Raw genomic sequence first — 25478 nt, forward strand, 5'->3', positions numbered from 1 at the left:
TGGGGACGGGCCCGGTCGCGGCTTTCGGTGCAATCCATCGAGCCGCACGGTGGCCGGGTCCGGCGTGTCACCGGACCCGGCCGACGATCGGGCTAGCGGATGCGCTCGCCGCGGCTCTCGATCCGGAAGTAGTCGAAGGCGACGTCGAGGTCGGTGGAGGTGCCCGCCCGGTTGAAGGCCAGCAGGCCGGCCTTCGTCGACTCGACGTTCAGCGTCGTGGAGCCGATGTAGCGGTAAACGCTTCCGTCGCTGGAGTAGTAGGCGCGGTAGCTGTCACCGATCTTGGTTAGTCGGAGCCAGATGGCGCCGTCGGCCCCGACGATGCGCTGGGCGTCGGCACCGGTGATCTCCAGGGTCGACGCCGTGCCGTTCTGTTCGCGCAGGAAGACGATCCGGGCCTTGTTGACGGCCGCTGTCGCGTTGCCCATCTCCCAGGCGAGTTTCACGTAGTTGTTGTCGTCCGCGTACCCGAGAACACCGCCCTGCTCGTTGTTGCTGGCGAGTGGGCGGGAGAAGACAACATTGGACTCGACCGTCCAGTCGCCGTCGACGTCCTGGAGGGCGAGGTTCCTCGCGGTGTTGGCGTTGCCCTGGAGGTCGCCCTGCTGCGCCGTGATGACCAGGGACCCGTCGGCCAGACGCCGGGTGCTCTCGTCCGGCCGGACCCACTGCCACTGCGGGCCGAGCTGGGGCGAGTCGAACTCGTCGCTGCCCGTGCTTGTGGTGTTCAGGTCCACGGTGTAGACCGACGAGGCCCCGCCGTTCGTGACGGTGACCCGAGCCTGCCCGGTGGGGCTGGCCGCCTGCTCGACCGCGACCGAGGCGGCGGGGTCCGCGGCGCTGGCGGTGACCGTCGGCACTGTCGTGGTGCCGGCCGGCCGGAGGGCGTTGTAGCGCAGCACCGTCGGTGAGAAGGACGCCAGGCGCTTGCCGTCGACGCGCAGGGTCGTCAGCGTCGTGTCGGGCACCAGGTTGAAGACGTAGTTCTTCACCAGGGGGCCGAAGAAGCTCTCGGTCGTGACCTTGACGACCGCCTGGCCGGGTACGGCGGACGCCTGGGAGATGATCTCGTAGCGGGCCTTCCGGTCGGCCGTCCGCACCTTGGTGATGGTCGGCGACGCCCCGGCCGGCACGGGGATGGTGTACGAGGTGTCCGACAGGTCGAAGCCGCCGAACGTCTTCCCGTTCACGACGATCTTCGCCGACAGCGGCGCGTCGTCGACCGGGATGTCCCGTCCGCTGAACTCCTTCCAGTAGTTCACCGAGGTGTCCCGCCAGTCGGCGGCGTCGGCCTCGTGGACCGCCAGCTTGGCGCGTACCTCGGCGAACCGGCGTGCGTCGATGTCGGGCTGGAGCGTCTCCCAGGTCTCCCGCATCCAGGTCACGTACTGGACGCCCATCTGGTAGCGGTAGACCAGCTCGTCCCAGAACGTCCGGCCGCTGTCCATCCGATGACCCCACGGCACGTGGTGGAACCACATCAGCAGGTTCTCCGGGACCGACTTGATGTTCCCGTAGCGCTGCTGCAACCGGGGGAAGTACTGGGCGGCCAGGTTGCTGCCGGTGGGGGAGCGGTCGAAGCCCAGACCGACGCTGTCGGCCTTGTTGTAGTAGATCGGGCTCCAGTCGTCGCGGCCCGCCCAGTCGGCCGGGTCGGGACGGTAGTGGACGCCCTCGGCGAACTGGTGGCCGATGCCCAGTGGCGTCTGGTAGCTGACCAGCGACTCCCACGACCCCATCATCATCGCGCGAATGGTGTCGACGACGCGCCGCTCGTTGCTCCAGGTCATCCGCGTCCAGTCGGTCGCGATGTCCGTCGAGTCGAGCGTCCAGTCCCACGCCTGACGGCCGAACGCGAAGAGGTTCGCCTGGCCGAAGTGGTGCCCGGTCAGGTTGTCGGCGTTGCCGAGGTTCGCGACTCCCACGATGGCGGTGTCCGGGTGGTGCTGGGCGGTCCCGTCGACGATGTTGCCGACCAGGCGCTTCTTCAGCAGCTTCCCGTTCGCGTCGGTCGCGTACGTGTCGGTCTTGAGGATCTCCTCGTACATCGGGCCGAGGTAGGTCAGCATCCAGTTCTGGCCCGTGTACTCCTGTGTGATCTGGAGTTCCAGGGCCTGGTTGGTGTTCTCCATCCGGCCGAACATCGGGTGGATGGGCTCCCGGGCCTGGAAGTCCAGTGGCCCGTTCTTGGTCTGGAGGAAGACGTTGTCGGCGAAGCGTCCCCGGCTGCCGTCCGGCTGGACCTCATCGTCGATCGGCCCGAACTCCAGGTAGGCCCGCTTGAGCCGGTCGTTGTCGACCTCGGCGTTGTAGACGAACGTCCGCCAGTGCACAGTCATCCCGAGCGGCGCCACAGCGGCGGCGATGGCGTTGGCGCCGTCACCGTGGTCGTACCCGAAGTCCTGTGGCCCCGGCTGACCTTCGGAGTTGGCCTTGACGGTGAGTCCCATGAAGTCCGGGACCGCGGCCTGGATCTGCTGGGCGCGGCGGTGCCACCAGCCCCGGAAATCCGCGCCGTACGGGTCGAGCTGGCTGTTGGTCAGCGTGTCCGGCGCGAACCGGCTGTCGGTGGGCGCGGTGTAGCGGATCGACAGGCCCAACCTGATGCCGTACGGACGCAGCGCGTCGGCGAGGGCGGCCTCCTGCGCGATGCGGGCGCTCGTCAGGTACGCGTTGTCGGCGTTGACGTTGTTGATGGTGATGCCGTTGATGCCCAGCGACGCCAACGCGCGAGCCATGACGAGGTAGCGGTCGAGGATGACGGGCAGGTTCCGGCCGGCGCTGGCACCGGTCGCGGCGAAGTTGAAGATCGCCCCGCTCTCGCCGTTCAGCCCGCCGGTTCCGGAGGCGTTGTTGCCGGCGTAGAGACGCTCGGTCTCCCAGTTGTTCAGCAACCGATGCTTGATCTTCGGTGACTCGGCGACGCGGAGGTGGTCGATCGGTTTCTGGGTCTGTAGGAGCCGGAGGAAGGCGAAGGTGCCGTACAGCGCGCCGAGGTCGGTGTTGCCGGCGATGACGGTGAACCGTGCCCTTCCCCTCGACACCGAGCGGAGGAGGTAGCCCTCGTCGCCCACAGTGGCCAGGTCGCGGGCCGGAATGGTGCGGCCCACCAGCGGCGAACTCGTCGGTGTGCCCACCACGACCGCGCCGTCCGGGACCGTGCCGGCGTCGGCCGTCGTCACAGGTGTCGGCTGACCGAGCAGCCCGCCCAGGCCGCGTACCAGCTCGTCCCGAGCGGCGCCGAGCGTGGTCTCGACGAGCTTCTCATGGGAACCGGGCGCCATGGCGAGGTCCGTCGTGTGCCGGTGGACAGTCGTGGCGTCGGCGTTCTCGACCACGATCGCCGTGGCCGCGCGGCGGTAGTCCTGCAGCAGCTTCGCGTCGTCGACCGGCACATATCGCAGCCACAGGTCGGAGCCGCTGTAGTCGTCCGGCGACGACGGGGCCGCGGCCACCGGCGCGGTGGTGGCGACCGTGAGAGTGGCCGCGACGGTGGCGAGGGCCGTGCCCAGCACGATGAGGGTTCGCCGTAGCCGGGGCACCGAAGCTCGGTTCATCGCCATCTCCTCGTTCGTCCGCTGGGCACGCCGTTCGGCCCGTCCCGCGAGCGCAACGACGTTGCTGGATGGATGCGCGTCGATCCTTGCCGGCGTGGCCGCGCCCCGGCAACGAGTTGTCGTTTCTTGTCGCGGGGCCGGACGGCCTCAGAGCAGGCGGGCCGCCGGGTCGGGTGTGGTCCGCTGCCGCGGCCACTGTGGTCGGGCGCGACCAGGGTTCGGGTTGCGCGCGGCCGTCGAGTCGCGGACGACGAGGCGTACCGGCAGGACCATCGGCCGGCCGGTGTGCCCGGGCGCCCCCTCGATCATCGTGAGCAGGTGCCGGGTCGCGGCCGAGCCCTCCGCGTAGAGCGGTGCGGCGACTGTGGTGAGCCCGGGTGTGACGATGTCGGCGGCGAGGATGTTGTCGAAGCCCACGACGCTGACGTCGCCCGGAACGTTGACGCCCATCCGGCTGAGGCCGCGGATGATCCCGATGGCCATCTGGTCGTTGAAGGCGAGGACCGCCGTCGCGGGACGCGCACACAGCTCCTGCGCGGCCCGCTCACCGCCCGCCATGGTGGGGCTGAACGGCCCGATCTGGCGAACCTTGATCTCCAACTCCATGCCCGCCTCGAGCAGCGAGCGCCAGCGGATGCCGTTGGGCCAGGACGCCTGCGGACCCGCCACGTAGGTGATGTGGTCGTGCCCCAGCTCGCCGAGGTGCTCGGCGGCCCGCCGCACCCCACGGGGGTCGTCCGTGACGACGCAGGGCACGTCGGCGAGAGAGCGGTTGAGGACCACCACCGGCCGCTGCTTGGCGATCATCCTGATGGCCGAGTCCGACATCCGGCTGCTGGCCAGCACGATGCCGTCGACTGTCGACATGGTGCGTTCCACAGCCGCCCGTTCCAGCCGGTCGGACTCCTGGGCGTCGATCAGCACTGTGGTGTATTCGCCGTCGGTCGCCGCCTCCTGCGCGCCGCGCACGATCTCCGCGTACACCGGGTTGGTGATGTCGGCGATGACCAGCGCGATCATCTGCGTGCGGGACGTGGTGAGGGCACGCGCGAGGGGGTTGGTCCGGTAGCCCAGCCGCTCGGCGACCTGCCGGATCCGTTCGGCGGTCTCGGAGTTGACGCGACTCGGTCGGGAGAAGGCGCGGGACACCGTGGACGGTGAGACGTCCGCCTCGACGGCGACGTCGTAGATCGTGACTCGCTGTCCCGGCGGCCTGATGTGGTCGGGCATCTTCATGCTCCTCCCGGCTACGCGCCGTGATCATGGTATGGCGGCGGTGAATACTCGGCAATGCCCCCGCAACAATCCAGCGGCCCGATCCCATTCGCGCGAGGCAATACATGGCAACCCGTTGCCGCCGCGGCGCGCCGGCTGCCTCAATCAGCGGGGATGACACCTGGCGGAGGGAACGGCTCATGGGTATCTCGCGGCGCGGCGCTCTCCTGGGTACGGCATCGTCGCTTCTGGTGGGCGCGGTCGGCTGTGGTGCGCCCGAGGCCCCCGGTGACTCCACTGGCGACAGCACCGGCGAGGTGCCACAGCGGCCCGGTAAGGCCGTCACCCTCAACGTCCTCGACGTGGCGGGCAACCTCCAGCTGACCCAGGCGATGATCGACGAGTTCGTCTCGAAGAACCCCGACGTGATCTCCCGGGTGACCTACTCGAAGGCGCCGGCGCCCGAGCTGGCCGGGAAGATCAAGGCCCAGCAGAGTGCGGACCGGGTGGACATCGGTCTCGTGCTGACCGGCGTCGACGGCCTGGCCGCCGGGATCGAGCAGGGGCTCTGGATCGACGTGTTGCCGACCTTCCAGGACCGCCTCGGCGGCATGAGCAACTACCTGGAGCCGGCCGCCGCGATGCAGAAGCTCGCCGGCAACGCGGGCGTCACCGTCACCTACTACCCGTCAGGTCCGCTGCTCGAATACCTGCCGTCCCGCCTCGCCTCGCCCCCGACCAGCGCGGACGCGCTGCTCGCCTGGGCCAGGGCCAACCCCAGGAAGTTCCAGTACGCCCGGCCGGCCAACTCCGGCCCCGGCCGGACGTTCCTGATGGGTCTGCCCTACATCCTGGGCGACTCGAACCCCAAGGACCCGACCGCGGGCTGGGACAAGACGTGGGCCTTCCTCAAGGAGTTGGGCCAGTACGTCGACTACTACCCGTCGGGCACCACCGAGACGATGAAGAACCTCGCCAACGGCACCGCGCACCTGATCGTCAGCACCACCGGATGGGACATCAACCCGCGGGTGCTCGGCACGGTGCCCAAGGAGGCCAGGATCACCCCGATCGACGGCTTCCACTGGGTCACCGACGCGCACTACGCCGTCCTGCCCAAGGGCGTGTCGACCGACACCCAGGCCGCGGTGCTGGCCCTGCTGGCGTTCATGCTCACCCCCGAACAGCAGGCGAAGGCGTACGACGAGGGTTACTTCTACCCGGGCCCGGCGATCAAAGAGGTCCAGCTCTCCTCGGCGCCGCAGAAGAGCCAGGACGCGATCCGGGAGTTCGGCCGCCCCGAGTACGACGCAATGATCGCCGGGAACCCGACCGAGGTCCCGCTCGACGCGAAGAGCCTCGTGGCGGCGTTCAGCCGCTGGGACCGCGAGGTCGGCGGCGGGAAGGTCAAGCAGGGATGAGCGCCTTCTCCCAGCTGCGGCTGGACGGGGTGTCCCGCCGGTTCGGCGGCCAGGCCGCGCTCACCGAGCTGGACCTGACGATCGAGGCGGGGGAGTTCATCGCCCTGCTCGGCCCCTCCGGCTGCGGCAAGTCGACGGCGTTGAACTGCCTGGCCGGGCTCCTGCCGTTGACGGCGGGGAGCATCTGGCAGGACGAACGCCGCATCGACACGCTTCCACCGGAGCGGCGCGGCTTCGGCATGGTGTTCCAGAGCTACGCCCTCTTTCCGCACCTGACGGTCCGCGCGAACATCGCCTTCGGGCTGCGCATGCGGCGGCTGCCCAAGGAGGAGACGCGCCGGCGTACGGAGGAGGCGGTGCGGCTGGTGCGACTGGAGGACCACGTCGACAAGCTGCCCGGTCAGCTCTCGGGTGGCCAGCAGCAACGCGTCGCCATCGCCCGCGCCGTCGTGTTCGAGCCGTCCCTGGTGTTGATGGACGAGCCGTTGAGCAACCTCGACGCCAAGCTGCGCCTGGAGATGCGTACCGAGATTCGCCGGCTGCACCAGTCGCTGGGCCTCACCACCGTCTACGTGACCCACGACCAGGAGGAGGCGCTCTCCCTGGCCGACCGGCTGGTGGTGCTGCGGGAGGGGAGGGTGCAGCAGATCGGCTCGCCGCGCGAGTTGCACACCCGGCCCGCGAACTGGCACGTCGCCGACTTCATGGGCTACCGCAACCTGTGGCGGGGGCGGGTGGAGCAGCTCGACGGCGACCGGGCCACCGTCGAGTCGTCCGGCCATCGCCTGCTCGGCGAGGTGGTGGGGGACCTCCAGATCCGGGCGGACGCCGTGGTCGCCGTACGCCCCGAGGACCTCCGCGTCGACGGGCCCGGCGAGACCCGCAACGCCATGTCGGCGACCGTCGAGGTGGTGGAGTACCAGGGCCGCGAGTTGGCCGCCGAGGCCCGCACCGACACCGGGCTGCTGCTGCACCTGCGGACCGAGCAGCGGATCGCACCCGGCGACCAGGTCAAGCTCGCCGTCGACCCGCAGCGGCTGCTCGTCTATCCCGCCGACGCGTCGACGCAGCCCGACCGCCTCGCGGACGCCTCGGCGGCGACGCGGTGAGCGGCGCCGGGAGGCCGCTGACGCACTGGCGCCACCGTCTCGCCGAGCGGGGCGTCGATCGTCAGCTCTGGTTGCTGGTCCCGGCCCTGGTCTTCGTCGTCGCACTGTTCCTCTACCCGTTCTTCTACGGGCTGACGCTCTCGTTCCAGCCGACGAAGGGCGGGCCGTTCAGCGACTACGCCCGGTTCTTCTCCGACTCCTACGAGCGGGGCACGATCTGGATCACCCTGCGGATCGCGTTGCCCGCCGCGCTCCTGAACGTCCTCGCCGCGGTGCCGATCGCCTACCGGATGCGCGGCCGGTTCCGGGGCAAGCGGCTGGTCACCACGCTGCTGGTCGTGCCGATCACGCTCGGCACTGTTCTCACCGCACAGGGGTTGCTGAACTTCCTCGGCCCGACCGGCTGGTTCAACCGGATCCTGCTGGCCAGCAACCTCGTCGACGAGCCGGTGCGGCTGACCCACAACTACTGGGGTGTGTTCTTCTCACTGGTGATCACCGGTTTTCCGTTCGCGTTCCTGCTGGTGCTCTCGTACCTGTCCGGCATCGACCCGACCCTGGAACGGGCGGCCGCGACGCTGGGCGCGGACTGGCGTCGCCGGTTCACCCGGATCACCCTGCCGCTGCTGATGCCCGGTCTCGCCACGACCTTCTGCCTGACGTTCGTCCTGGCGTTCAGCGTGTTCCCGTCGGCGGTCCTGGTCGGCAACCCGGCCGGGGAGACCCGGGTCATCTCCCTCGCCGCCTACCAGGCGGCGTACGAGCAGTACGACTACCCGTACGCGTCGGCGATCGCCATGATCATGGGCTTCGTCGAGCTGGTCATCATCGCTGTGGTGCTGGCCGCTCGTAGCCGCTTCTACACCGGCTCCACCGGAGGCAAGGGCTGATGGCAACGACGACCCAGGCGCCACCGGCGCGGCCCCCCGCCACCAGCACCGACCGGCGGCGGCGCATCGCCGCGCGGCCGGCCGCCTGGATCGTGTGGGGCGTCGTCATCTTCTTCTTCCTCAACCTGCTGGGCGTCGTGGCGTCCGTGCTGGTCAGCTCGTTCGGCCAGCGCTGGTTCGACACCTGGCTCCCGGACGGCTACACCACCAGCTGGTACACCCGCGCCTGGGACGAGTTCGCGCTCCTCCAGGTCATCGTCGTGACGCTGGAGGTCTCCGTACTCGTGGTGGGCCTGTCGCTGGTGATCGGCGTGCCGGCCGCCTACGCCCTCGCGCGGCGCTCGTTCCCGGGCAAACGGCTGATCTTCCTCGTGTTCCTGCTGCCCATCCTGATGCCCCCGATCACGTACGGCATCCCGCTGGCGACAGTCCTCTACAAGTTCGGCCTGGCCGGGCACATGTCCGGGGTGGTGCTCGCCAACCTCGTACCGTCGGTGCCCTTCGTCATCCTGACCATGACCCCGTTCATCGAGCAGATCGACCCGCGGATCGAGAGCGCCGCGCGCATGTGCGGCGCGGGCCTGCGGACGGTGTTCCTCCGGGTCCTCACGCCGCTGCTCGTCCCGGGCATCCTCGCCTCCGCGATCCTCGTGCTGGTCCGGACCGTGGGTATGTTCGAGCTCACCTTCCTGACCGCGGGGCCGGACTCGCAGACCCTGGTGGTGGCGCTCTACTACTCGATGTCCGCGTCCGGGATCAGGGCCCAGCAGTCGGTCGACGCCATGGCGGTCATCTACACCTCGATGATGCTGGTCCTGCTCGTCGTCGCGCTGCGCTACGTCAACCCGACCCAGCTGGTGGCGCAGGTCAAGGACGAGCCGGAGCACTGAGGCCGGCGCCGGCGTCGAGGATCTCGCCCAGGCGACCCGCGACCGTGATGAGAGCGGGCAGTTTCGTCCGCAGACCGCGATAGGCAGCGGCGACAGCCGGGTCCACAGCGACGGGCTCACCGCCGGAGACCCCGGGATCGAGCTGGGTGACCGCCCCCTGAAGGTCGGAGGTGTGACCGGTAGCGAAGAGCCCGAGGGCCGCCGCGCCGAGGGTGACGTGGTCGGCGACACCCGCGACGCGGACCGGGCACTCCAGCACCGCCGCCATCACCTCGCGCCACAGCGGAGACCCGAAGGCGCTGCCGGTCAGGCGGACGCTGTCTATCGGGGTCAGCTCGGCCAGCCGGTCACGGACACCAGCGAGTTGCAGGCAGACGCCCTCCACGGCCGCCCGGACCAGGTGGCCGCGCGAGTGCTCGCTGCGCAGGCCCAGGAATGCGCCCGGCGGGGCGCAGCCCTGCGGCGGGGCCTCGTCGGCCCGCAGGTAGGGCAGCATCACGAGACCGTCGCTGCCTGGTGCGATCCGCTCGGCGAGATCCAGCAGCGCGGGCGCGGCACCGTCGTCACCGAGGACGCGTCCCGCCCACCGTACGACGTTGCCGCCGTTGCTGACCGCACCGCCGACAACCCACGCGTCGTCTGTCAACGCACCGCAGGAGAAGGTCTCCGCCGGGTCGGTGAGGGGAGCCTCGACGACCGTCCGCAGGGCCCCGGTGGCCCCGAGCGTCAGGCCACCGACGGTGGGGTCGATCGCCGCCGCGCCCAGACTGCGCAACGGACCGTCTCCCGCGCCGACGACGACCGGTGTGCCGGAGGGCAGGCCGACAGCGCGCCCGGCCGTCGGCGACAACCGCAACACCGCCGTCGTGGGCAGCACCGGCGGCAGCTGACTCTCGGACACCCCGGCGAGATCGAGTACGGCGGAACTCCACAGCCGACGGTGCACGTCGAACATCCCGGTGCCGGATGCCGAGGACAACTCGGTCACCAACATCCCGGTGAGCCGATGGACCACGTAGTCCTTGAGGCCGATCCACCACCGCGTCGCCGTGCAGAGGTACGGCTCGTGGCGGGCGAACCACAGGAGCTTGCAGAGCGGATTCATCGGGTGCACGGGTGTGCCCGTTAACCGGTGCAGCTCCCGGCTCTGACCGGACGACCGCAACTCACGAGCCGCCTCCGACGACCGCGTGTCGCGCCGGGTCAGCAGCGGCGTCACCGGCGTCAGGGCCGCGTCCAGGCCGATCAGGCCGTACCTGGCCGAACTCAACGCGAGGGCGACCACCTCCGCCCCGGCGGTGCCGGCCACACACGCCGACACCGCCGCCAGGGTGGCCGCCATCAGCACGTCCGGCTCCTGCACCTGCCAGCCGGGCATCGGCTCAAGCAGTGGGTACTCCCGCGTCGCGACGTGTCGTGCGGTGCCGTCCAGTGCGAACGCGACAGCCCGCACGGCCCTGGTGCCCACGTCGACTCCGACGATCACCCGACGCTCCGGCCCCATCCGCACATGGTCGAGCGGTGTTCGGCGGGCCGGCAAGCGGTTGCGCGCAGTTGTCGTGTCGTGTGGCACGAAAACCGACACCCGAGGTGATCTGATGAAACGCGCCGAGCACGAAGCCTGCAACCACCCGCGTACGAACGCAGCTGGTGAGGCTTGTCGAAAGGCGGGAGGGGCCCGGGGCTGGAAGTGTGCAGGCACTCGACCATGCCAACTGTAGCCACCCGTCCACCAACACTGCCCGCAAGCGATGCCGCCGGAAGACCTCGCCCCACCTAAAGGCCAGGCGGAAGGTCAAGTACGTGGGTGTGATTCTGAGCCGAGAACCGGCCGACCTGCCGATCATCCCGGCCGATGGGCTGTCCGCCACGTCCTTCCTACACTTGCCTCTCGCGTCTCCGACAGAGCTGCTGATCAGCTTCCCCGATCACGACCTAGACGACGAGGTGGCTTGAGCTGACGTTCGTCCTGGTTACCACGTCGGATCTGCCCACTTGTGGAGGTAGATGAGGACAACCACCGTCCCTGCCAGCACCAAGAGCACTACCGGCAGCGCAAGCCACGGCCACCGCCCCCACCGCCCCAACAGAGCCAAGGCGTACAACATTGCCGCGACGCCGGCCAAGATAAGGGGAGGAGTCAGAATCCCGGCGATGATCCACGGGTTCGCGTTGAGATAGCCGCCAGCAACCGCAAGCAGGTAAATGATCGCCGCAGCAATGAGGTTCGCTACCACGTTGACCCCAGCATCGCGGGCCAGCTCTCGCCATCCTCGCTGACTCTGCTCCTCGTTCGTCACCAGGCTAGAGTGCCCGACCGACGCCATGCACGCGACGACCCCGCATAGAGGCCCTCAGTTCGCCCCAGAGACGCGGATCCGTGCGGGTTGGGGTATGCCGACGGTGCGGGCGCATGCTCAACGCTCTGTGACGAACTCAGAGCCCGGCGTCTAGTACGAACAACGCGGTACATTGGTCGGGCACGGCATTCGGCATGCGGCCAACGGTCCGCCTCCGTTCGTCGTAGGTACGTGCAGCGGGCTAAAACTCGATCATCCGCTCACCGCACGTAACCCCCGTGTACGCCAGATCTCTCCGGGGACCAGGACGGTACGTGCCTCCTGGTCATTCCCGTTGACAGATCTGGAGACACCCCTCGTGTCTAGGAATCCTGGGGTCCACAGCCCGCACGTGCCGTGATGGAGCGTGAGCGTTGGTCGATTGCGCTTGCTGCTCGCACGATCGACGTGGTTGAAGAACATCTACGCAACGTTTTGCGCGGGATCACGCGACCGATGCCCGAGGTCCGCGACCGGCTGCCGAAGCTCCTTGGCCTCCCGCTGGATGAACTCTTCACGGCTGATGTTCTAGCCAAGCCGTACGACCCGACCCCGCGCTGTGCGTGGAAGTCGGCCCGGTCATGAGCGTCGCTCGTCGGCGGATGGACTTCAGTCCTCGGACTGTCGCCACGTGCTGGCCTCAGCGTGAATGGCCGACCCCGGAGACGTTCGAAGAGGTCGCCGCTCAGGACGCGGTGCCGTCCGCATGTGCTCAGGGTCTACCGCCGGTCATCCAAGATCCGTCCGCTCTGGACAGCCTCGGCACCCTCTGGCGCAAAAGGTGAGGGCTCCCGCACGGCCGCTGCGCAGGAGCCCTCATGGTGAACCAATCCGAGAAGGAGCAAACCACATGTCTAACTCCGAAACTCCCCAAAACGGGGCCACCAAGCGGTGGATCAATAACTACCGTCGTCCGCTAGAGCCGATGATCGTTGAGGCCATCCGCATGACCGGCCGAACGCCGAAGACGAAGGAAGACCGGGCGCTTCACCGGATCCTGACTGACCGGGCCAGGCGGGCGGGAAGTAGGGGCTTGATCCTGCTGGTCCTCTGGCAGTTGAACCGGGTGGATAACCCGGACGAGCTGGAGATGTTCTACCGGGCCCTGCGCCCATACGTCGCCCACGTCCCGAAGTGCGCCGCCCTGCTCGACGAGATCTACGCCGAGATGTGGCATCACTGCCAAGTACCGCGTGAATCCGCCCTCGGGCTCACCATCCGCCCTGTTCGGCAACCGCGTGATCAGAGTGCAGCCGTACTGAACACGGTGGGGGTGACCGGTACCCCCGACGCGCGGTGACAACGCCTCTGCGACCAACTGAACACCCCTAGCCAGCGCCTCCCATCCATACGGACGGGGGGTGTTGGCCAGTGAGCGGGTTGCATGTTCAGCTACACTCATCGACGTCTCCCCTGGAGCAAGCGCCCCCTGTTGGCCTTCCTCTGGATCAGGAGTGCGCAGGTGACTTGCTGCTCATTGCAGCGGCCTGCGCCCTGGCGTGGTCAGCCGACAGGCCGTTCGTCGGGTCAGAGTTACCTATACCTGGACGTAGTCGTGCCCCCTTACATGGGTGCCTCGAAGGCACCAAGCAACATCTGAGATCTTGCTCAGTCGGCGCAGGACCTCGGCTTCACCAGTCATTGCGTACTGGTCGAGCTGAGCCCTGCGTGCCTCACTCGACCGGAGTGAGGAGAGGCAAGCAGTGGGGCTCGAAGATCCTGGGCTCTGGGTAGCCGTTCCAAGCATCTCTGCCGTCGTGCTGGCGGGTGCCAAACTGTTGCATTTCAAGATCAAGGCTGACCGGGACCGAGCCTTGGCCGAGATGGCGTTGCGTGACACAAAGCCAGATGAGCGGCCTGCCATCCTTGACAGCCTCGCTGGGCTGCGCCCGTTCAATCCGCAGGTGGCGGATGGACCCGAGCCAGACGAACAACCCTCGCTGCCGGGGCAGTTCTCAAGGAAGAAGCGTCGATGATCAGCGGAGGGCGCCTGCGGTCGCCGTGTCCGGTCAGTCCGGCGTGTCGTCCTCGGTCGGGCGTGGCTGGCGGTACTTCTTGATCCACGCCTCGATGTCCTCGGCCAACCAGACCTTCGTCCCCCGTAGCTCCTGGTACGGCTTCGGGAAGGTGGGGTATCGGGCGAGCTGCTGGAACCGCTGTCGCGAGACGCCCAGGCGCTCGGCGATCTCGTACGGCCCCATGAGCTGCCCCGGCCCTCGGTCCATAGCCCGAACGTAAAGCGACTCGCCCTTTCCTTTCGGCTATTGCCGGTTGACTAATCCGACCGAGGGGACGACCGTGGACGCATGACCCGACGCGTCCCATATGCGGAGTATCTGACGGCAGTAGCCATGACCCTCGCTCGCAGGCGTAAGCCGGTGTGCTCGTGGATCAAGTGGCGGAACGTCTGCAAGTGCGGGAACGAGCTGCCGTGTCGGGCCAGACACAAGATCCCGATCAACCGAGGTCACTGGCCAGGTGAGAGCTGATGACCGCGCACGGACCGGTCCTCCCGTTGTGGCTGTGCGAGACGTGCGACCGGGCCTGGCCCTGTGCCACACGCCGCGTTGAGCTGCTGGACGAGTACGCCGCATCGCCGGTCGCGCTGGCTGCTTACCTCGGGTCGCACCTCACCGCAGCGCGGCAGGACATGACCTGGGCCTCCCCGGACACCTTGAACCGCAGGTTCCTCGGGTGGCTGGCGTGAAGCCAGGAGACGTCGTGCTGATCGGGGCGGCCTGCTCGGTGCAGTTCGCCGGAGATCGGGCGCTGTTGCTGCGGTTGGTGTCAGTCGCCGAGACCGACCGGTACAACGGCTGGGTGTGGATCACCGGATACGTGTTCGACGCGAAGGGGTTGGCTACGGCCAAGCGCGAGCTGTACGTCCTGAGGGCCGGGGTGGTCATCCAACGGCGAACCGCCCCGGCGGGTGTGCAACCGAGGCGGTCCAGTTCGCGCGTGCGGGCCTAAGCCGTATCGACGGTATCCCCGCATGGGTCAATCGTTGAGCGTGTCTGTGCGGGCCATCGGGTGATCCTCGGTCCCGTCGTGTTCGTCCTTGGCGCAGATGATGCACGGGGGAGTCACCTTCCCCAGCAGCAGCGCCGCCCTGGTGTGGGTGTGGCCAATGCGAGCGAGCAACGCGCGTGCCTGGACGAAGTCTCCGTTTGCCAGTTGATCTCTGGCCGCTTCGTACGCCCGGTCAACCTGCGCCTTGAACCGATCGAATGCGGCGAGCAGGTCGGGTTGAGTGGTCACTTGGCCTCGGCAGCCTTGGCGTGGTTGGCCCGGCAGGCCGCCCGGCCCTAGAGGTCGCGGGGGCGTCCACACTCCGCGTGGTTCAGGCGGTTGTTTCGCCGACCTTCGGCGCGAACTCGGGCTTGGCCGGCGCAGCCTTCTTGGTCGGGGCCTTGCGGGTGGCAGCCTCGGTGGCCTTCGCGGTCGTGGCAAAGGGCTTGGTCGGTTCGGTCATGGTGTCCTCCTCGGTGGTGACGCTCCGTAGTGGAGCGAAGCCAACATAAGAGGACTCCTGACCAGTCCTAATACCCTTCCCATCTGGTCTGAGACTCGGCCTCCAACTGGTGGGACCTAACTGGGAGGTTGTACCTGTGGGGCCCTGTCGTCCGGCACCAGCCGGCTCAGCGCGGCTGCCAGACGCCACGCGGAGAGCACGTACTCGTTTGCGTCCTTGATGCTCGGTACTTCGGTGCCGTGAACGACGCGGTTCCGCAACTCCCAGAGCCGGCTAGCCAAGGCGAAGAGCTCATCGGGTACCAACTCAGACTCTTCTAGAACTCGTGGATTCGGGTGCGGGTGCTTGCGCCGCCCGGGCTGGACGAACGCGGGAATTACCGCCTCAACCAAGTTCCATGCCCGAATCATGCCACCGAGGGGATGCTTCGAGGCTTCCTCAACTAGATCCGCAAGTGAGGGCTTGGGGACAAGAGTGGTCTGACCAGACGGCACCGCAGCCGGAAGTTCGTTCGGCGTCTCGGGCGCGGCGGCTTCGGCTAGTTCACTCGTTGCGCTTACCTCCTCGCTGAACTCGGCTTCAATCCCGGCTGGCCCGGTCAGCCTGGTCAGCCGCGTGATCATTTGCGCAATCTGCTTCCGTAAGAGCACCACTGCGGCCAAGGCCACGATGGGCCACGCCAGGGCTGTCACGATCTTGACCGTTGCTTCAAGCCATCCCACGGCAGGGATCGTAAGTCGTCGACGAGCAAGCTGTCGCATCGAGGTCCTACCCTGGCCGGGTGCTTGCTGCTGAGGCTCCAAAGATCACCGACTGGATGCAGGCGTGGGGGAGCCTGGCTGGCCTGGTGATGTCCACCTTCGCCGTGATCTTTACGGGTCTGTTGTTCCGTCACGAGATCCGCGTGCGCCGCGAGGAGCAGCGCGACAACGAGGCCGCATTGGCGCGGCTGGTCGTGGCTGAATATCTCACCATGAGCACCACAGGCGTTGATGTGAACGGCTATCTGGTTGGAGATCTCACCTACGTCGAGTATCGAATCCGCAACGTCAGTCCGTCCCCGATCTTGAATGTGTTTCTCGCCGTAAGGGACCGTAGGGACGACAAGCTTTATCGAACCACAGAAGTCCGTTCAGTCGTTGTTACGCAGGCCGACATGGGCGTGACGCTCAAGCCTCCACTGAGTCGCCCGAAGCTTGGCGACCCGACCTTCCTGATACCCGTCATCATCTTCACGGATGCCAACGGCCTATCGTGGGTTCGAGAGGGAACGGCTGGCCCCAAGAGAATTCTGCGGGGTAAGTCCACCTCAGGTTCCTACCCCTAGACCAGCCAGATCGCTGACACTCGCTGGGAGAACACCCTCGCGCGGTGGAGGTCGAACCGTTGCCGCCAGGCTTCTTCCGTCTCACCACTTCGCCTCGGTGGTGCGCTGGTGAACAACCGGCCCGTCTCGGGGTTGGTCGGCTGAGGGCCAACCTCGATGCGTTCGATGACCGACGCCCGCTTCCACACGTCGTCACGCTCGTTCCACACCTTGCGCAGCTCGGTACCGCTCGGCAAGTTGGTTCGCTTCTGTGCCCGGAGGGCAGCGTCACGGGCTTGGGTGTTGGCCTCGATCCGCTCGACCAGGCGACCACGGCGGTTGCGGTACTCCTGGTCGGAGATCAGCCCGTCGTCCTTCTCGTAGCCAAGATCCTTTAACTTCCGTTCGTCATCGAGGATGTTCTTACGCAGCTCGGCCGTGGGGTCGTCGCCGCGCTCCTGCGCTGCAATCGCCTTACGCAGCGCGGGGGGTCGAGTCGAACGAACACCTGCTCGGTGACGTAGTCCTCAAGCGCCCGCATGACGATGCGCGTACCCCCACAGCCACCCCTGTCTTTGCCGCACTCGAAGGTCGGACCTTCGATGCGGAGGGCGCTGCTGGAGGTCATCCGGGTACCGCAGATCGACCCATCCGGCCGCGTGTTCTTGCAGGTGACCAGACCCGACAGCCTGTACTTCCGCTGGTTGAATTCCTTCTTACACCGCTCCGGGTCGTTCAGGATCTCGACCACACGCCGCCAGTCGTCGGGGTCAACGATCTTCTCCCAGGGCGTGGGGTGTAGCTCGCCGTTGTACTCCCGTAGGCCCGCGATGGCGGGTTCATCAGGGCACGCTTCAACGTCCGCGCGACATCCCGAAGTCCTTGGCGATCCCGTACAGCGACTCACCAGCCAGCACCCGGCGGACGGCATCGGTCACCCGTGGCGCGTCGGTGGTGTGGTGCCAGAACCTGACATACCGCAGCTTGCCCTTGACGATCTGGCGCTCACCATCAATGCCGAATGGCAGTAGCCCGCCGTGGAACTCGCCAGCCCAAGCCTGTCGCTTGACGTCCCGCTCGACTCGCTCGGAGATCTCTTCCGCTTCGCCGACGTCCTGAGCGGCCATGGTGGGTGCGATGCGTCGCCCCTGTGACCACTTGAGATCCCATAGTGCTGCCCCAGTTCGATCAGGTCTTCGTTCTCGCGGGGCTTACGGGTTAGACGACCGCTGGTGTACGCCGCGATGACCTCGAACTCACCGGCCTTGGCAGCAGCCACCATCCGCTCGTAGTCGGCTCCGCGCTTCTTTGACTTGGTGCTCGCGCTGATGTCGTTGTCGACGTAGCTCGCGACATACACCAGGTTCTCTCGCTCGGCTAACGCATCTAGGTCCTCGTCTTGTCGGCCGATGCCCAGCTCACGACCCTCGCGGTCGTCGCTGATCCGCCGGTACTTCGCTGCGGGTCGGGGCGTCATCCAGGGACCGGATCGGGGGTGCCCAGTATCGCGCAATGCGACGTCACGGCGACGCGTAGCCGACCGTTCGCGCGGAAGATGGGGCACCAGCGACGCGAGTGGTGACAGGATTGTCGACATGCCTGCTCGCGCACTGAGCTTCGGAATGGTGGCGGAACAGTACGAACGGTACCGACCGGGCTACCCCGCCGAGCTTGTCGACCTGGTCCTGAGCTACGCGGATCGGCCGATTCGAACGGCACTGGAGATCGGCGCCGGAACGGGCAAGGCGACCCGGCTGTTCGCCGGAGCGGGCGTCACTGTCACCGCGACCGATCCGGACGGGGCCATGCTCGCCGAGCTGCGCAAGCACGTGCCAGCAGGCGTCGAGACCGTGCGGGCAGCATTCGAGGGCCTGCGGCCGGAAGCGACCTACCACCTGGTGTACGCGGCGGCGGCACTGCACTGGACGACACCGCAGGGCCGATGGTCGCGGATGGCCGCGCTGCTGGAACCAGGAGGCGTGTTCGCCTCGTTCGGCGGACCAACCCAACTGGCCGACCCGGCGGTGGCGGACGCTGTCCGCGCCGCCCGGGCGCCCTTCCTGGAGAGCGACGAGATCCCGTCTCCCGACGGCACGCCCCCGGAACAGGCCATGCAGTGGCCCGGCACGGAACTCCAACGCTCCGAGTGGTTCACCGACGTGCGGCAGACCGTGATCGAGCGGCGGCTGACGATGAGCGCGCGCGACTACGTTGGGCACCTGTCGACGATCTCGGCGTATCTCGCGCTGCCGACCTCGACGCAGGAGCAGGTCTTCAGCCAGATCGAACAGGTCCTGCCCGAGACGGTCGAGCTTTCCGCCGACGTCATCGTGCATCTCGCCCGTCGGCGCCCCGGGCAGTAGCGCCCGAGGCGCTCAGACCAGGAACTCCTCGCGCATCCGCGCGCCCAGGTTGATCCCACCGACCGCCCGTGCACTGGCCGGGTCGTGCACGGCGACTGTGTTGTTGCGACGCATCAGCTCCCGGACCGCGGGCGGCAGTCGCGGCGGGTCGTCCATGGCCGCGAGGACCTGCCCGGCACTGACGATCAGTCGATCGGCCAGGGTGGCTGCGTCGGTGTCCACCCGCACCCGGCCGTACTCCCAGCCGGCGGTGGTCAGGTCGAGCACTTCGAACACCCGGGTCACCAGCGGGTTCGGGTCGGTCACCCGGTCGAGGCGGGGCGCCCGGTTGCCGAGCACAGTGACGGCGGCGGCCACCTGCGCGTACGGGTGGAAGCCGCACGGCAACGCGAACAGCGGCCAGCGCAGGGCTGGGCCCGCCTCCTTCCACAGCGGGCGGTAGTTACGGCGGTGCACCAGCAGCCGTCGGCCCGTCCGTCGGTGGATCTCCTGGGCCTGGGCCTGAAGGTCCACGTGGGCCTCGTCGGCGACCTGACTCACGATCCGGGTCGCCACCACCAGGCCGTCGTCGCTGTCGAGTGAACCGGTGAGCGCGTCGACCTGCTCGGTGAACCGGACCCGCGCCTGGGGGCCGTACCGGGACTGGACGTCGTGCAGCAGCGCCTGCTGGCGTCCCGGGTCGAGCTGGACTCGCCTACCGCCCAGCAATCGACGGAGCCAACGCATGTCGCCTCGATTCAGCAGAGCCGTCGCGGACGGCGGCAATGCTAGTGCGTCGACCCTCCCTCATGTTCTGAAGGGGGGCGATCGACTTCGCTGGCGGAGACGGCGATCACCGCCGACGTGGCGTGATCAGCCCCGACTCGTACGCCCACACGACCAGTTGGGCCCGGTCGCGGCAGTGCAGCTTCGTCATCGCCCGGTTGACGTGTGTCTTGGCGGTCAGCGGACTGATCACCATGCGCGCGGCGATCTCGTCGTTGGTCAGCCCGCGGGCGACCAGCTCGACGATCTCCTGCTCCCGGGCGGTCAGCACGTCGCGTCCGGCCGTCGGCACGGGCGGCGGTGGGCCGGCAGCGAACTCACTGATCAGTGTGCGGGTGACCGTCGGCGCGAGCAGCGCGTCGCCGCGCGCGACGACGGTGACGGCGTGCAGCAGGTCGGCGGGGTCGGCGTCCTTGAGGAGGAAGCCGCTGGCGCCCGCGCGGAGGGCGGCGAACACATAGGAGTCGAGCCCGTAGTTGGTGAGGATGAGAACGCGGATCGCGGCGAGGTCGGGATCGGCGGCGATGCGTCGGGTGGCCTCGATGCCGTCGAGGCCCGGCATCTGCACGTCCATCAGGACGACGTCCGGGCGCAGACATCGTGCCAGGTGGACGGCCGAGGTGCCGTCGGTCGCCTCGCCGACGACCTCCAGGTGGTCCTCGGCGTCGAGCAGTGCCCGGAAGCCGGCTCGCATCAGCGCCTGGTCGTCGGCGATCAGCACCCGGATCATCGCGGCTCCCGCAGCGGGAAGGTGGCCCGTACGGTGAACCCGTGGTCGTCGTGCGCGGCGGTCCGCAGGGTGCCGCCCAGTGCGCTGACCCGCTCCCGCATGCCGCGTAGGCCCACGCCCGGGGTCAGCGGATCGGCCGGCGACGCCTGACCGTCGTCGGTGACCGCGACGGTCAGCCCGGCCGGGGCGTACTCCACCTGGATGTGCGCGGTCGCGGGGCCGGCGTGGCGGGCCACGTTGGTGAGGGCCTCCTGGATGACCCGGTACCCGGCCTGGTCGACCTCGTCGGGCAGCTCCCCGCGCTGGCCGGTGACGGTCACCTGCACCGGTACGCCGACCGCCCGGGTCCGCTCGGCCAGCTCGTCCACCCGGGCCAGCCCGACCCGATCGCCGTCGGTGGGCGCGCGGAGGACGTCGAGGGTCGTGCGGAGTTCCCGCATCGCGGCGCCGCTGGCCTCCTGGATCGCCAGCATTGTGGTCGACGGTTCCTCGCCGTGTTTGCGGGCCAGGTGCACGGCGATCCCCGCCTGCACCTTGATCACCGAGATGCTGTGGGTCAGGGAGTCGTGCAGGTCCCGGGCGATGCGCAGGCGCTCCTCCCCGGCGCGCCGCAACGCCATCTCCTCGCGGGTGCGTTCGGCCTCGATCGCCCGCTGTTCGACCTGCTCCAGGTACGCCTGGCGCTGCCGCGTGACGAGCCCGGCGACGTTGGCCGCCACGAACCAGCCGAGCAGCAGGGCCGTCCGCTCGGCGACCAGCTGGCCTGGTCGGCCGGCCGGCGCCAACGAGATGTCGTGGGCCAGGAAGCCACCGAGGAAGGCGAGGCTGGCCACGGCGGCGACCGACCGGTGCCCCTGCCAGGCGCTGACGTAGACCGCGCAGAGGACGGGGAACGCGGCGGACACCCCGGGGTGCACCCGGACGTGAACGGCCAGCATGGCGACGGTGACCACGCCGAGCGCCACCACCGGGTGACGCCGGCACGCCGCCAGGGCCACCACCGTGGCGAGGACCAGGGCGACGTCGAGCACCTCGACCGTCGCGGCGTCCGGGGTGAGCGCGGCGTTGCCGAGCAGGAGGACGCCGAGGGCGAGACCGCCGAGGGCGTACGGGAGGTCACGGCGCATGGTCGCACTGTAGAACGGCCGTCGTCGGTGGAGCATCCCGCGCGCGTGGTACCTGCGGCGTACCACGGACGCGGTAGGAGCGGCGGGGCAAGTGTCTGCGGCGGCACGACGCTTTCCCGGCCCGCCGCCACGAGCATCGAGCCCATGACATACCGCTTCTTCATCCCCACACCGACGAGGGCGGCCACCGGCCGCACCGCGGCGGTCTACCAACAGTTGCGCGACGACTTTCTCGGGCCGTTGCCGACCTTCCAGGCGCTCTCCGCCGTGCCGGACGTGCTGGCCGCCACCTGGGCACTGATGCGGGAGGCGCTGCTGGCCGGGGACGCGCCCCGGGTCGACCGCGAACTGGTCGCGGCCGCGGTGTCCCGGACCAACCGCTGTCAGTTCTGCGTCGATGCCCACGTGCTGTTGCTGCACGCGCTGGGCGCGCCGAGGCTGGCCGAGGCCGTCGCCCGGGGCGAGACACCGCCCGAGTCGAGGCACGCCCAGCTCGTCGGGTGGGCGCAGACGAGCCGTAGCCCCGGAGCCGCCGACTGGACCAGCCCGTACCGCCCGGAGATCACCGGCACCCTGCTCGCCTTCCACTTCATCAACCGGGTCGTTTCGGCGTTGCTCGACAGCGATCTGCTCCCCGGCGGCCTGCAACGGTCCCCGCTGGTGCGCTCGGTCGGGGGCCGGCTCTACGCCAAGGCGGCCCGGGAGCCGAAGGAGCCCGGCCGAAGCCTCCCGCTCCTCGACGCCGACGCGACGGCGTCACCTCCGGCGTGGGCGGGGGACAGCCCGGTGGGCGTCGCCTACGCGGCGTTGCGGAACGCCGCCACCCGGGGTGGGGACCTGCTGGGCGACGTGGCGCGCCAGACCGTCACGGCCACCGTGCGCTGGGAGGACGGCCGGTTCCCGGCCCGGCCGGCGGACTGGGCCGTCGACCTGGTCCGGGATGTGCCGGGGCGGGACCGCATCGCAACGCGGATCGCGTTGCTGGCGGCGTTCGCGCCCGGCGCGATCAGTCAGGGCGACGTCGCTCTCTGGCGGCTCTCCCATCCGGCCGACGCCGACCTCGTGCGGTTGGTCGCGTTCGGGGCGATCACGGCCACCGACCATGTCGCCAGGGCTCTCGCCTCGGCGCGCCTCTAGGAGGTAACCCCATGCGCAAGGCATTCGTCATCGTCAGCGTCCTGTCGCTCGCCGCGTTCGCCCTGCAGTTCGTCTTCGCGGCCGTTGGCGGGTTCACGAGACCCACCGGCGACGACGCGTACGCGCTGCACAGCGTCAACGGCATGGCGGTCATCCCGGTCCTCACAGTGCTCACCGCCCTGTTCGCCGCGCTGGCGAAGGCGCCGGGAAGGCTCATCGGGCTGGCGATCCTGCCGATCGGCCTCGTCGTCCTCCAACCACTCATCGCCATGCTCGCCGAGGCGTTCACTGACGCGTCGGGTGTCAGCACCCCGCTCGGCCTGACCATCGGTGGGTTGCACGCGCTCAACGGAATCATCGCGGTCCACGTCGTGGTCGGCGTCCTTCGGGGGGCGCGACAGTTGGCCGTCCCGGTGCCGGCCAGCGCGGCTCGGCTGGTCACCCGGGAAGGGGAGCCGGCATGACCACCGGGTCGCTGCTCGTGGCCGACCTCGTGATCGCGGTCCTCGCGGCCGCCGGCTGGCTGGGTGCCGGCGCGGCGTCCGCCGTCCGGCGGCGTCCGCTGGCGCTGGCGCTGGCGGCCGTCGCGCTGCTCCTCACGCTCGCACGCGCGGTCACGATCACCGCGCTCGCCCGCGCCGGCTGGTGGTTCGCCGCGGAGAAGGTCCTCATCGCCGGCCCCCTGTCGCTGGCGGCGGTGGGCGTCGCAGGTCCGCGGTTGCTGCGGGTCCCGGGTGACATCCGGGCCGTCGCGGTTCCGCTGCTCTTCGCCGGGTACGCCACGAGCGGCGCCCTGCTCGTGACGATCCTGCACGGCTATCCGGCGTCGGCCGGGGCGGGGCTGCTCGCGGTCGCCGGGATCGTGACGGCGACGGTGATCTCGGCGCGTGCTCTCGGCGCGCGCCCGTCCCGGACGGCGTCCCGGGTGGCCCTCGGGGTGGCGGTCGGGGCGCTGGTGACCGGAACCGGGCTGACCGTCGCCCCGGGCGCCGCGCCCGCCGTACCGCATGATCATGGTTCTCCGGCGACCCGGATCGCCGACGAACCCACCCGGCGGTTCACCCTGACCGCCGGCACCGCCACCGTGGACGCGGGCGGCCGGGACGTCGACGCGTGGGCGTTCAACGGGCAGGTACCCGGGCCGGAGCTGACCGCCACCGTCGGCGACGTCCTGGAGGTGACGCTGCGCAACCGGGACATCGGGCGCGGCGTCACGCTGCACTGGCACGGGTACGACGTGCCGAACGATCAGGACGGGGTGCCCGGGGTGACGCAGGCGGCGGTGCGGCCCGGGCAGGAGTTCGTCTATCGGTTCCGCGCCGATCAGGCCGGCACGTACTGGTACCACACGCACTCGGCCTCGGATGTCGGCGTGCGGATGGGTCTCTACGGTGTGCTGGTGGTGCGACCGGGGCCGGTGACCGGCCTCGACGTCACGGTGCCGGCGCACACCCTGGCGGGCCGTCAGTTGCCCGCGCTGAGAGTGGAGAAGGTCGAGGCCGGCGTGCCGGTGCGGCTACGACTGATCAACACCGACAGCACGACGCACCGGTACGCCCTGGCCGGGACCGCGTTCCGGGTGGCCGCGATCGACGGCGTCGACCTGCGGGGCCCGACGCCGCTGGTGGACACCGCCGTGCTGATCCCGGCCGGGGGCCGCTACGACCTGGTCTTCGACGCGCCGGCGACCCCGGTGGCGCTGTTCGTCGACGGCCGGGCGGTCTACTCGACCGGCCCGGTGTCGACGGCGACCGGCGCCTGGCCGGTGCTCGATCCGCTCGCTTACGGCGCGACCGCTCCGGAGCCGTGGTCCCGGTTCGACAAGACGTTCACCCTCGTCCTCGACCGTGGCCTCGACCTGCGCACATTCCTGCCGAGGTACGCCCACACCGTCAACGGCGCGGCGGACCCGGACATCCCACCGCAGGTCGTACGCCTGGGTGACGTCGTGCGGTTCACGATCGTCAACCGGTCGCAGATCGTGCACCCGTGGCACCTGCACGGCCACCACGTCCTGGTGCTGGCCCGCGACGGGAAGCCGGCGAGCGGAGGCCCGCTGTGGCTGGACTCGTTCGACGTCCGTCCGGGCGAGGTGTGGGAGGTGGCGTTCCGGGCCGACAACCCGGGAATGTGGGCCAACCACTGCCACAATCTGACGCACGCCGATGCCGGGATGACGCTGCATCTCATGTACTCCTGATCGTCCTGCCGGCCGATGAGCTGCGCACCTGTGCCAAGCTGGTTCATGCCCTTGAGCGCGCATCACCTGAGAGCGTCGGTCGCCGTCTCGGACATCTCGGCGGCGGTCGCGTTCTACGAAGGCAAACTCGGTCTACCGGCGTTGCGGTCCGGGCCGAGCGCGACAGTCGTCGACGGCGGCCGCGTCTACGGTTCCGGTGGTGGCCCGGCGCTCAACGTGTTCCAGTCGGTCACCGCCGGGAAGACTCCGGCAACACTGGCGACGTGGTATGTCGACGACATCGACCAGATCGTCGACGAACTCTCCTCGTCCGGCGTCGAGTTCATCCGCTACGAACCGTTGACCCACGACGCCAAGGGGATCACGGCGCGGGCAGGTGGTGGGCGCATCGCCTGGTTCCAGGACCCGGATGGCAACACCTTCGCTGTCGAAGCTGACGTTTGAGCCGGGAAGTGTGGGTAGCTTTCCTGTCATGACTGAGGACAGCTTCCGCTCGGTGGAGATCGAGCGCACCAGCCTGGGCAACTACGTCGTGCGGAATGTCCGTGGTGGCTCGGTGTCGCTGGGCACGGGCGAGGACGCCAGTTTCACGCCGGTGGAGCTGTTGTTGGCCGCCATCGGCGGCTGCACTGCGGTGGACGTGGACCACATCACCAGCCGCCGCGCCGAGCCGACCGAGTTCGCCGTCGCCGTGACCGGTGACAAGGTCCGGGACGAGGCCGGCGGAAACCGGATGCGGAACCTGCGGGTCGAGTTCACAGTGACGTTCCCCGACGGCGCGGACGGTGACCAGGCCCGCGCGGCGCTGCCCCGGTCGTTGCAGCAGTCGCACGATCGGTTGTGCACCGTCTCCCGTACCGTCGAGCTGGGCACTCCCGTCGCGATCGCCGAAGGCCCCGGACCCAACGGAGACTGATCGCTGAGCACGGCTACTCAGGCCCGTGCGGTCCACTCGTG

At 69.0% G+C, this 25478-nt stretch carries 28 protein-coding genes and 1 pseudogene; 16 read left to right on the top strand and 13 right to left on the bottom strand.

What is annotated here, in order from left to right:
- Positions 1 to 92: 92 nt before the first annotated feature.
- Both KBX71_RS12010 and KBX71_RS12015 read right to left on the bottom strand, forming a co-directional pair.
- Positions 93 to 3557, bottom strand: coding sequence for an alpha-glucuronidase family glycosyl hydrolase (locus KBX71_RS12010; RefSeq protein WP_210818011.1), 3465 nt, complete (start codon positions 3555 to 3557; stop codon positions 93 to 95).
- Positions 3558 to 3704: 147 nt separating this feature from the next.
- Entirely contained in the window at positions 3705 to 4787 is a 1083-nt protein-coding gene (locus KBX71_RS12015) for a LacI family DNA-binding transcriptional regulator (RefSeq protein ID WP_210818012.1), read from the bottom strand.
- Between the two features lie 185 nt (positions 4788 to 4972).
- On the opposite strand from KBX71_RS12015, the gene KBX71_RS12020 reads away from it, so the two are divergent.
- From KBX71_RS12020 to KBX71_RS12035, 4 genes are read left to right on the top strand one after another with little or no spacing between them, the layout of a single operon-like run.
- Positions 4973 to 6193: an ABC transporter substrate-binding protein gene (locus KBX71_RS12020; protein ID WP_210818013.1), complete on the top strand. Its 1221-nt coding sequence runs from the start codon at positions 4973 to 4975 to the stop codon at positions 6191 to 6193.
- Entirely contained in the window at positions 6190 to 7302 is a 1113-nt protein-coding gene (locus tag KBX71_RS12025; protein WP_210818014.1) for an ABC transporter ATP-binding protein, read from the top strand. The genes KBX71_RS12020 and KBX71_RS12025 overlap by 4 nt, the downstream gene beginning before the upstream one ends.
- Positions 7299 to 8192, top strand: coding sequence for an ABC transporter permease (locus tag KBX71_RS12030; RefSeq protein ID WP_307847049.1), 894 nt, complete (start codon positions 7299 to 7301; stop codon positions 8190 to 8192). Before KBX71_RS12025 ends, KBX71_RS12030 begins: the two co-directional genes overlap by 4 nt.
- Positions 8192 to 9082, top strand: a complete 891-nt coding sequence (locus KBX71_RS12035) for an ABC transporter permease (RefSeq protein ID WP_124821110.1) — start codon at positions 8192 to 8194, stop codon at positions 9080 to 9082. Before KBX71_RS12030 ends, KBX71_RS12035 begins: the two co-directional genes overlap by 1 nt.
- On the opposite strand, the gene KBX71_RS12040 is transcribed toward KBX71_RS12035, so the two are convergent.
- Both KBX71_RS12040 and KBX71_RS12045 read right to left on the bottom strand, forming a co-directional pair.
- Positions 9060 to 10586, bottom strand: coding sequence for a gluconokinase (locus KBX71_RS12040; RefSeq protein WP_210818015.1), 1527 nt, complete (start codon positions 10584 to 10586; stop codon positions 9060 to 9062). The two genes, KBX71_RS12035 and KBX71_RS12040, sit on opposite strands and share 23 nt — an antisense overlap.
- Before the next feature lie 469 nt (positions 10587 to 11055).
- Complete coding sequence (locus KBX71_RS12045; protein ID WP_210818016.1) at positions 11056 to 11382, bottom strand: hypothetical protein; 327 nt, start codon at positions 11380 to 11382, stop codon at positions 11056 to 11058.
- Positions 11383 to 11781: 399 nt separating this feature from the next.
- On the opposite strand from KBX71_RS12045, the gene KBX71_RS12050 reads away from it, so the two are divergent.
- The 3 genes from KBX71_RS12050 (at position 11782) to KBX71_RS12060 (ending at position 13397) form a co-directional block, all read left to right on the top strand.
- On the top strand, positions 11782 to 12006 hold the full coding sequence (locus tag KBX71_RS12050; protein ID WP_210818017.1) for a hypothetical protein: 225 nt from the start codon (positions 11782 to 11784) through the stop codon (positions 12004 to 12006).
- Between the two features lie 265 nt (positions 12007 to 12271).
- On the top strand, positions 12272 to 12721 hold the full coding sequence (locus KBX71_RS12055) for a hypothetical protein (RefSeq protein ID WP_210818018.1): 450 nt from the start codon (positions 12272 to 12274) through the stop codon (positions 12719 to 12721).
- 403 nt (positions 12722 to 13124) lie between these two features.
- Entirely contained in the window at positions 13125 to 13397 is a 273-nt protein-coding gene (locus KBX71_RS12060; protein ID WP_210818019.1) for a hypothetical protein, read from the top strand.
- Positions 13398 to 13430: 33 nt separating this feature from the next.
- On the opposite strand, the gene KBX71_RS12065 is transcribed toward KBX71_RS12060, so the two are convergent.
- Complete coding sequence (locus KBX71_RS12065) at positions 13431 to 13646, bottom strand: AlpA family transcriptional regulator (RefSeq protein ID WP_247683355.1); 216 nt, start codon at positions 13644 to 13646, stop codon at positions 13431 to 13433.
- A gap of 263 nt (positions 13647 to 13909) precedes the next feature.
- Here KBX71_RS12065 and KBX71_RS12070 point away from each other — a divergent pair, with 263 nt between their 5' ends.
- Positions 13910 to 14128, top strand: a complete 219-nt coding sequence (locus KBX71_RS12070) for a hypothetical protein (RefSeq protein ID WP_210818020.1) — start codon at positions 13910 to 13912, stop codon at positions 14126 to 14128.
- Positions 14125 to 14391: a hypothetical protein gene (locus KBX71_RS12075; protein WP_307847050.1), complete on the top strand. Its 267-nt coding sequence runs from the start codon at positions 14125 to 14127 to the stop codon at positions 14389 to 14391. The genes KBX71_RS12070 and KBX71_RS12075 overlap by 4 nt, the downstream gene beginning before the upstream one ends.
- Before the next feature lie 27 nt (positions 14392 to 14418).
- On the opposite strand, the gene KBX71_RS12080 is transcribed toward KBX71_RS12075, so the two are convergent.
- The 3 genes from KBX71_RS12080 to KBX71_RS12085 all read right to left on the bottom strand — a co-directional run bounded on the left by KBX71_RS12080 (position 14419) and on the right by KBX71_RS12085 (position 15615).
- Positions 14419 to 14679, bottom strand: coding sequence for a hypothetical protein (locus tag KBX71_RS12080; RefSeq protein WP_210818022.1), 261 nt, complete (start codon positions 14677 to 14679; stop codon positions 14419 to 14421).
- Between the two features lie 82 nt (positions 14680 to 14761).
- Complete coding sequence (locus KBX71_RS34260) at positions 14762 to 14893, bottom strand: hypothetical protein (RefSeq protein WP_256442019.1); 132 nt, start codon at positions 14891 to 14893, stop codon at positions 14762 to 14764.
- Positions 14894 to 15009: 116 nt separating this feature from the next.
- A complete protein-coding gene (locus tag KBX71_RS12085; protein ID WP_210818023.1) occupies positions 15010 to 15615 on the bottom strand; it encodes a hypothetical protein in 606 nt (201 codons plus the stop codon).
- A 59-nt stretch (positions 15616 to 15674) separates the two neighbouring features.
- Here KBX71_RS12085 and KBX71_RS12090 point away from each other — a divergent pair, with 59 nt between their 5' ends.
- Positions 15675 to 16220, top strand: coding sequence for a hypothetical protein (locus KBX71_RS12090; protein WP_210818024.1), 546 nt, complete (start codon positions 15675 to 15677; stop codon positions 16218 to 16220).
- An 833-nt stretch (positions 16221 to 17053) separates the two neighbouring features.
- Here the strand turns inward: KBX71_RS12090 and KBX71_RS33665 are convergent.
- Positions 17054 to 17326 (bottom strand): hypothetical protein, encoded by a 273-nt coding sequence (locus tag KBX71_RS33665; RefSeq protein WP_247683356.1) that lies wholly within the window; start codon positions 17324 to 17326, stop codon positions 17054 to 17056.
- Positions 17327 to 17373: 47 nt separating this feature from the next.
- Positions 17374 to 17796 (bottom strand): annotated as a pseudogene (locus tag KBX71_RS34820) (recombinase family protein); the annotation flags it as partial.
- Here KBX71_RS34820 and KBX71_RS12100 point away from each other — a divergent pair.
- Positions 17795 to 18562, top strand: coding sequence for a trans-aconitate 2-methyltransferase (locus KBX71_RS12100; RefSeq protein ID WP_210818026.1), 768 nt, complete (start codon positions 17795 to 17797; stop codon positions 18560 to 18562). The pseudogene KBX71_RS34820 and the gene KBX71_RS12100 sit on opposite strands and share 2 nt — an antisense overlap.
- Positions 18563 to 18574: 12 nt before the next feature.
- On the opposite strand, the gene KBX71_RS12105 is transcribed toward KBX71_RS12100, so the two are convergent.
- The 3 genes from KBX71_RS12105 to KBX71_RS12115 all read right to left on the bottom strand — a co-directional run bounded on the left by KBX71_RS12105 (position 18575) and on the right by KBX71_RS12115 (position 21184).
- Positions 18575 to 19288 carry a hypothetical protein gene (locus KBX71_RS12105; protein ID WP_124821113.1) on the bottom strand — a complete coding sequence of 238 codons (714 nt, stop codon included), beginning with the start codon at positions 19286 to 19288 and terminating at the stop codon, positions 18575 to 18577.
- 106 nt (positions 19289 to 19394) lie between these two features.
- Positions 19395 to 20057, bottom strand: a complete 663-nt coding sequence (locus tag KBX71_RS12110; RefSeq protein WP_210818027.1) for a response regulator transcription factor — start codon at positions 20055 to 20057, stop codon at positions 19395 to 19397.
- Complete coding sequence (locus KBX71_RS12115; protein WP_247683357.1) at positions 20054 to 21184, bottom strand: sensor histidine kinase; 1131 nt, start codon at positions 21182 to 21184, stop codon at positions 20054 to 20056. The genes KBX71_RS12110 and KBX71_RS12115 overlap by 4 nt, the downstream gene beginning before the upstream one ends.
- Before the next feature lie 144 nt (positions 21185 to 21328).
- Here KBX71_RS12115 and KBX71_RS12120 point away from each other — a divergent pair, with 144 nt between their 5' ends.
- Genes KBX71_RS12120 through KBX71_RS12140 form a run of 5 tightly spaced genes read left to right on the top strand, consistent with a single transcriptional unit; the run spans position 21329 to position 25437 of the window.
- Entirely contained in the window at positions 21329 to 22321 is a 993-nt protein-coding gene (locus tag KBX71_RS12120) for a carboxymuconolactone decarboxylase family protein (RefSeq protein WP_210818029.1), read from the top strand.
- Positions 22322 to 22332: 11 nt separating this feature from the next.
- Positions 22333 to 22785 (top strand): DUF6220 domain-containing protein, encoded by a 453-nt coding sequence (locus KBX71_RS12125; RefSeq protein WP_210818030.1) that lies wholly within the window; start codon positions 22333 to 22335, stop codon positions 22783 to 22785.
- On the top strand, positions 22782 to 24521 hold the full coding sequence (locus tag KBX71_RS12130; RefSeq protein ID WP_210818031.1) for a multicopper oxidase family protein: 1740 nt from the start codon (positions 22782 to 22784) through the stop codon (positions 24519 to 24521). Before KBX71_RS12125 ends, KBX71_RS12130 begins: the two co-directional genes overlap by 4 nt.
- A 45-nt stretch (positions 24522 to 24566) precedes the next feature.
- Positions 24567 to 24965, top strand: a complete 399-nt coding sequence (locus tag KBX71_RS12135; protein WP_210818032.1) for a VOC family protein — start codon at positions 24567 to 24569, stop codon at positions 24963 to 24965.
- Between the two features lie 28 nt (positions 24966 to 24993).
- Positions 24994 to 25437: an OsmC family protein gene (locus KBX71_RS12140; RefSeq protein WP_210818033.1), complete on the top strand. Its 444-nt coding sequence runs from the start codon at positions 24994 to 24996 to the stop codon at positions 25435 to 25437.
- Positions 25438 to 25478: the final 41 nt, after the last annotated feature.

The organism is Micromonospora sp. D93, assembly GCF_018070365.1.
GTDB lineage: Bacteria > Actinomycetota > Actinomycetes > Mycobacteriales > Micromonosporaceae > Micromonospora > Micromonospora ureilytica.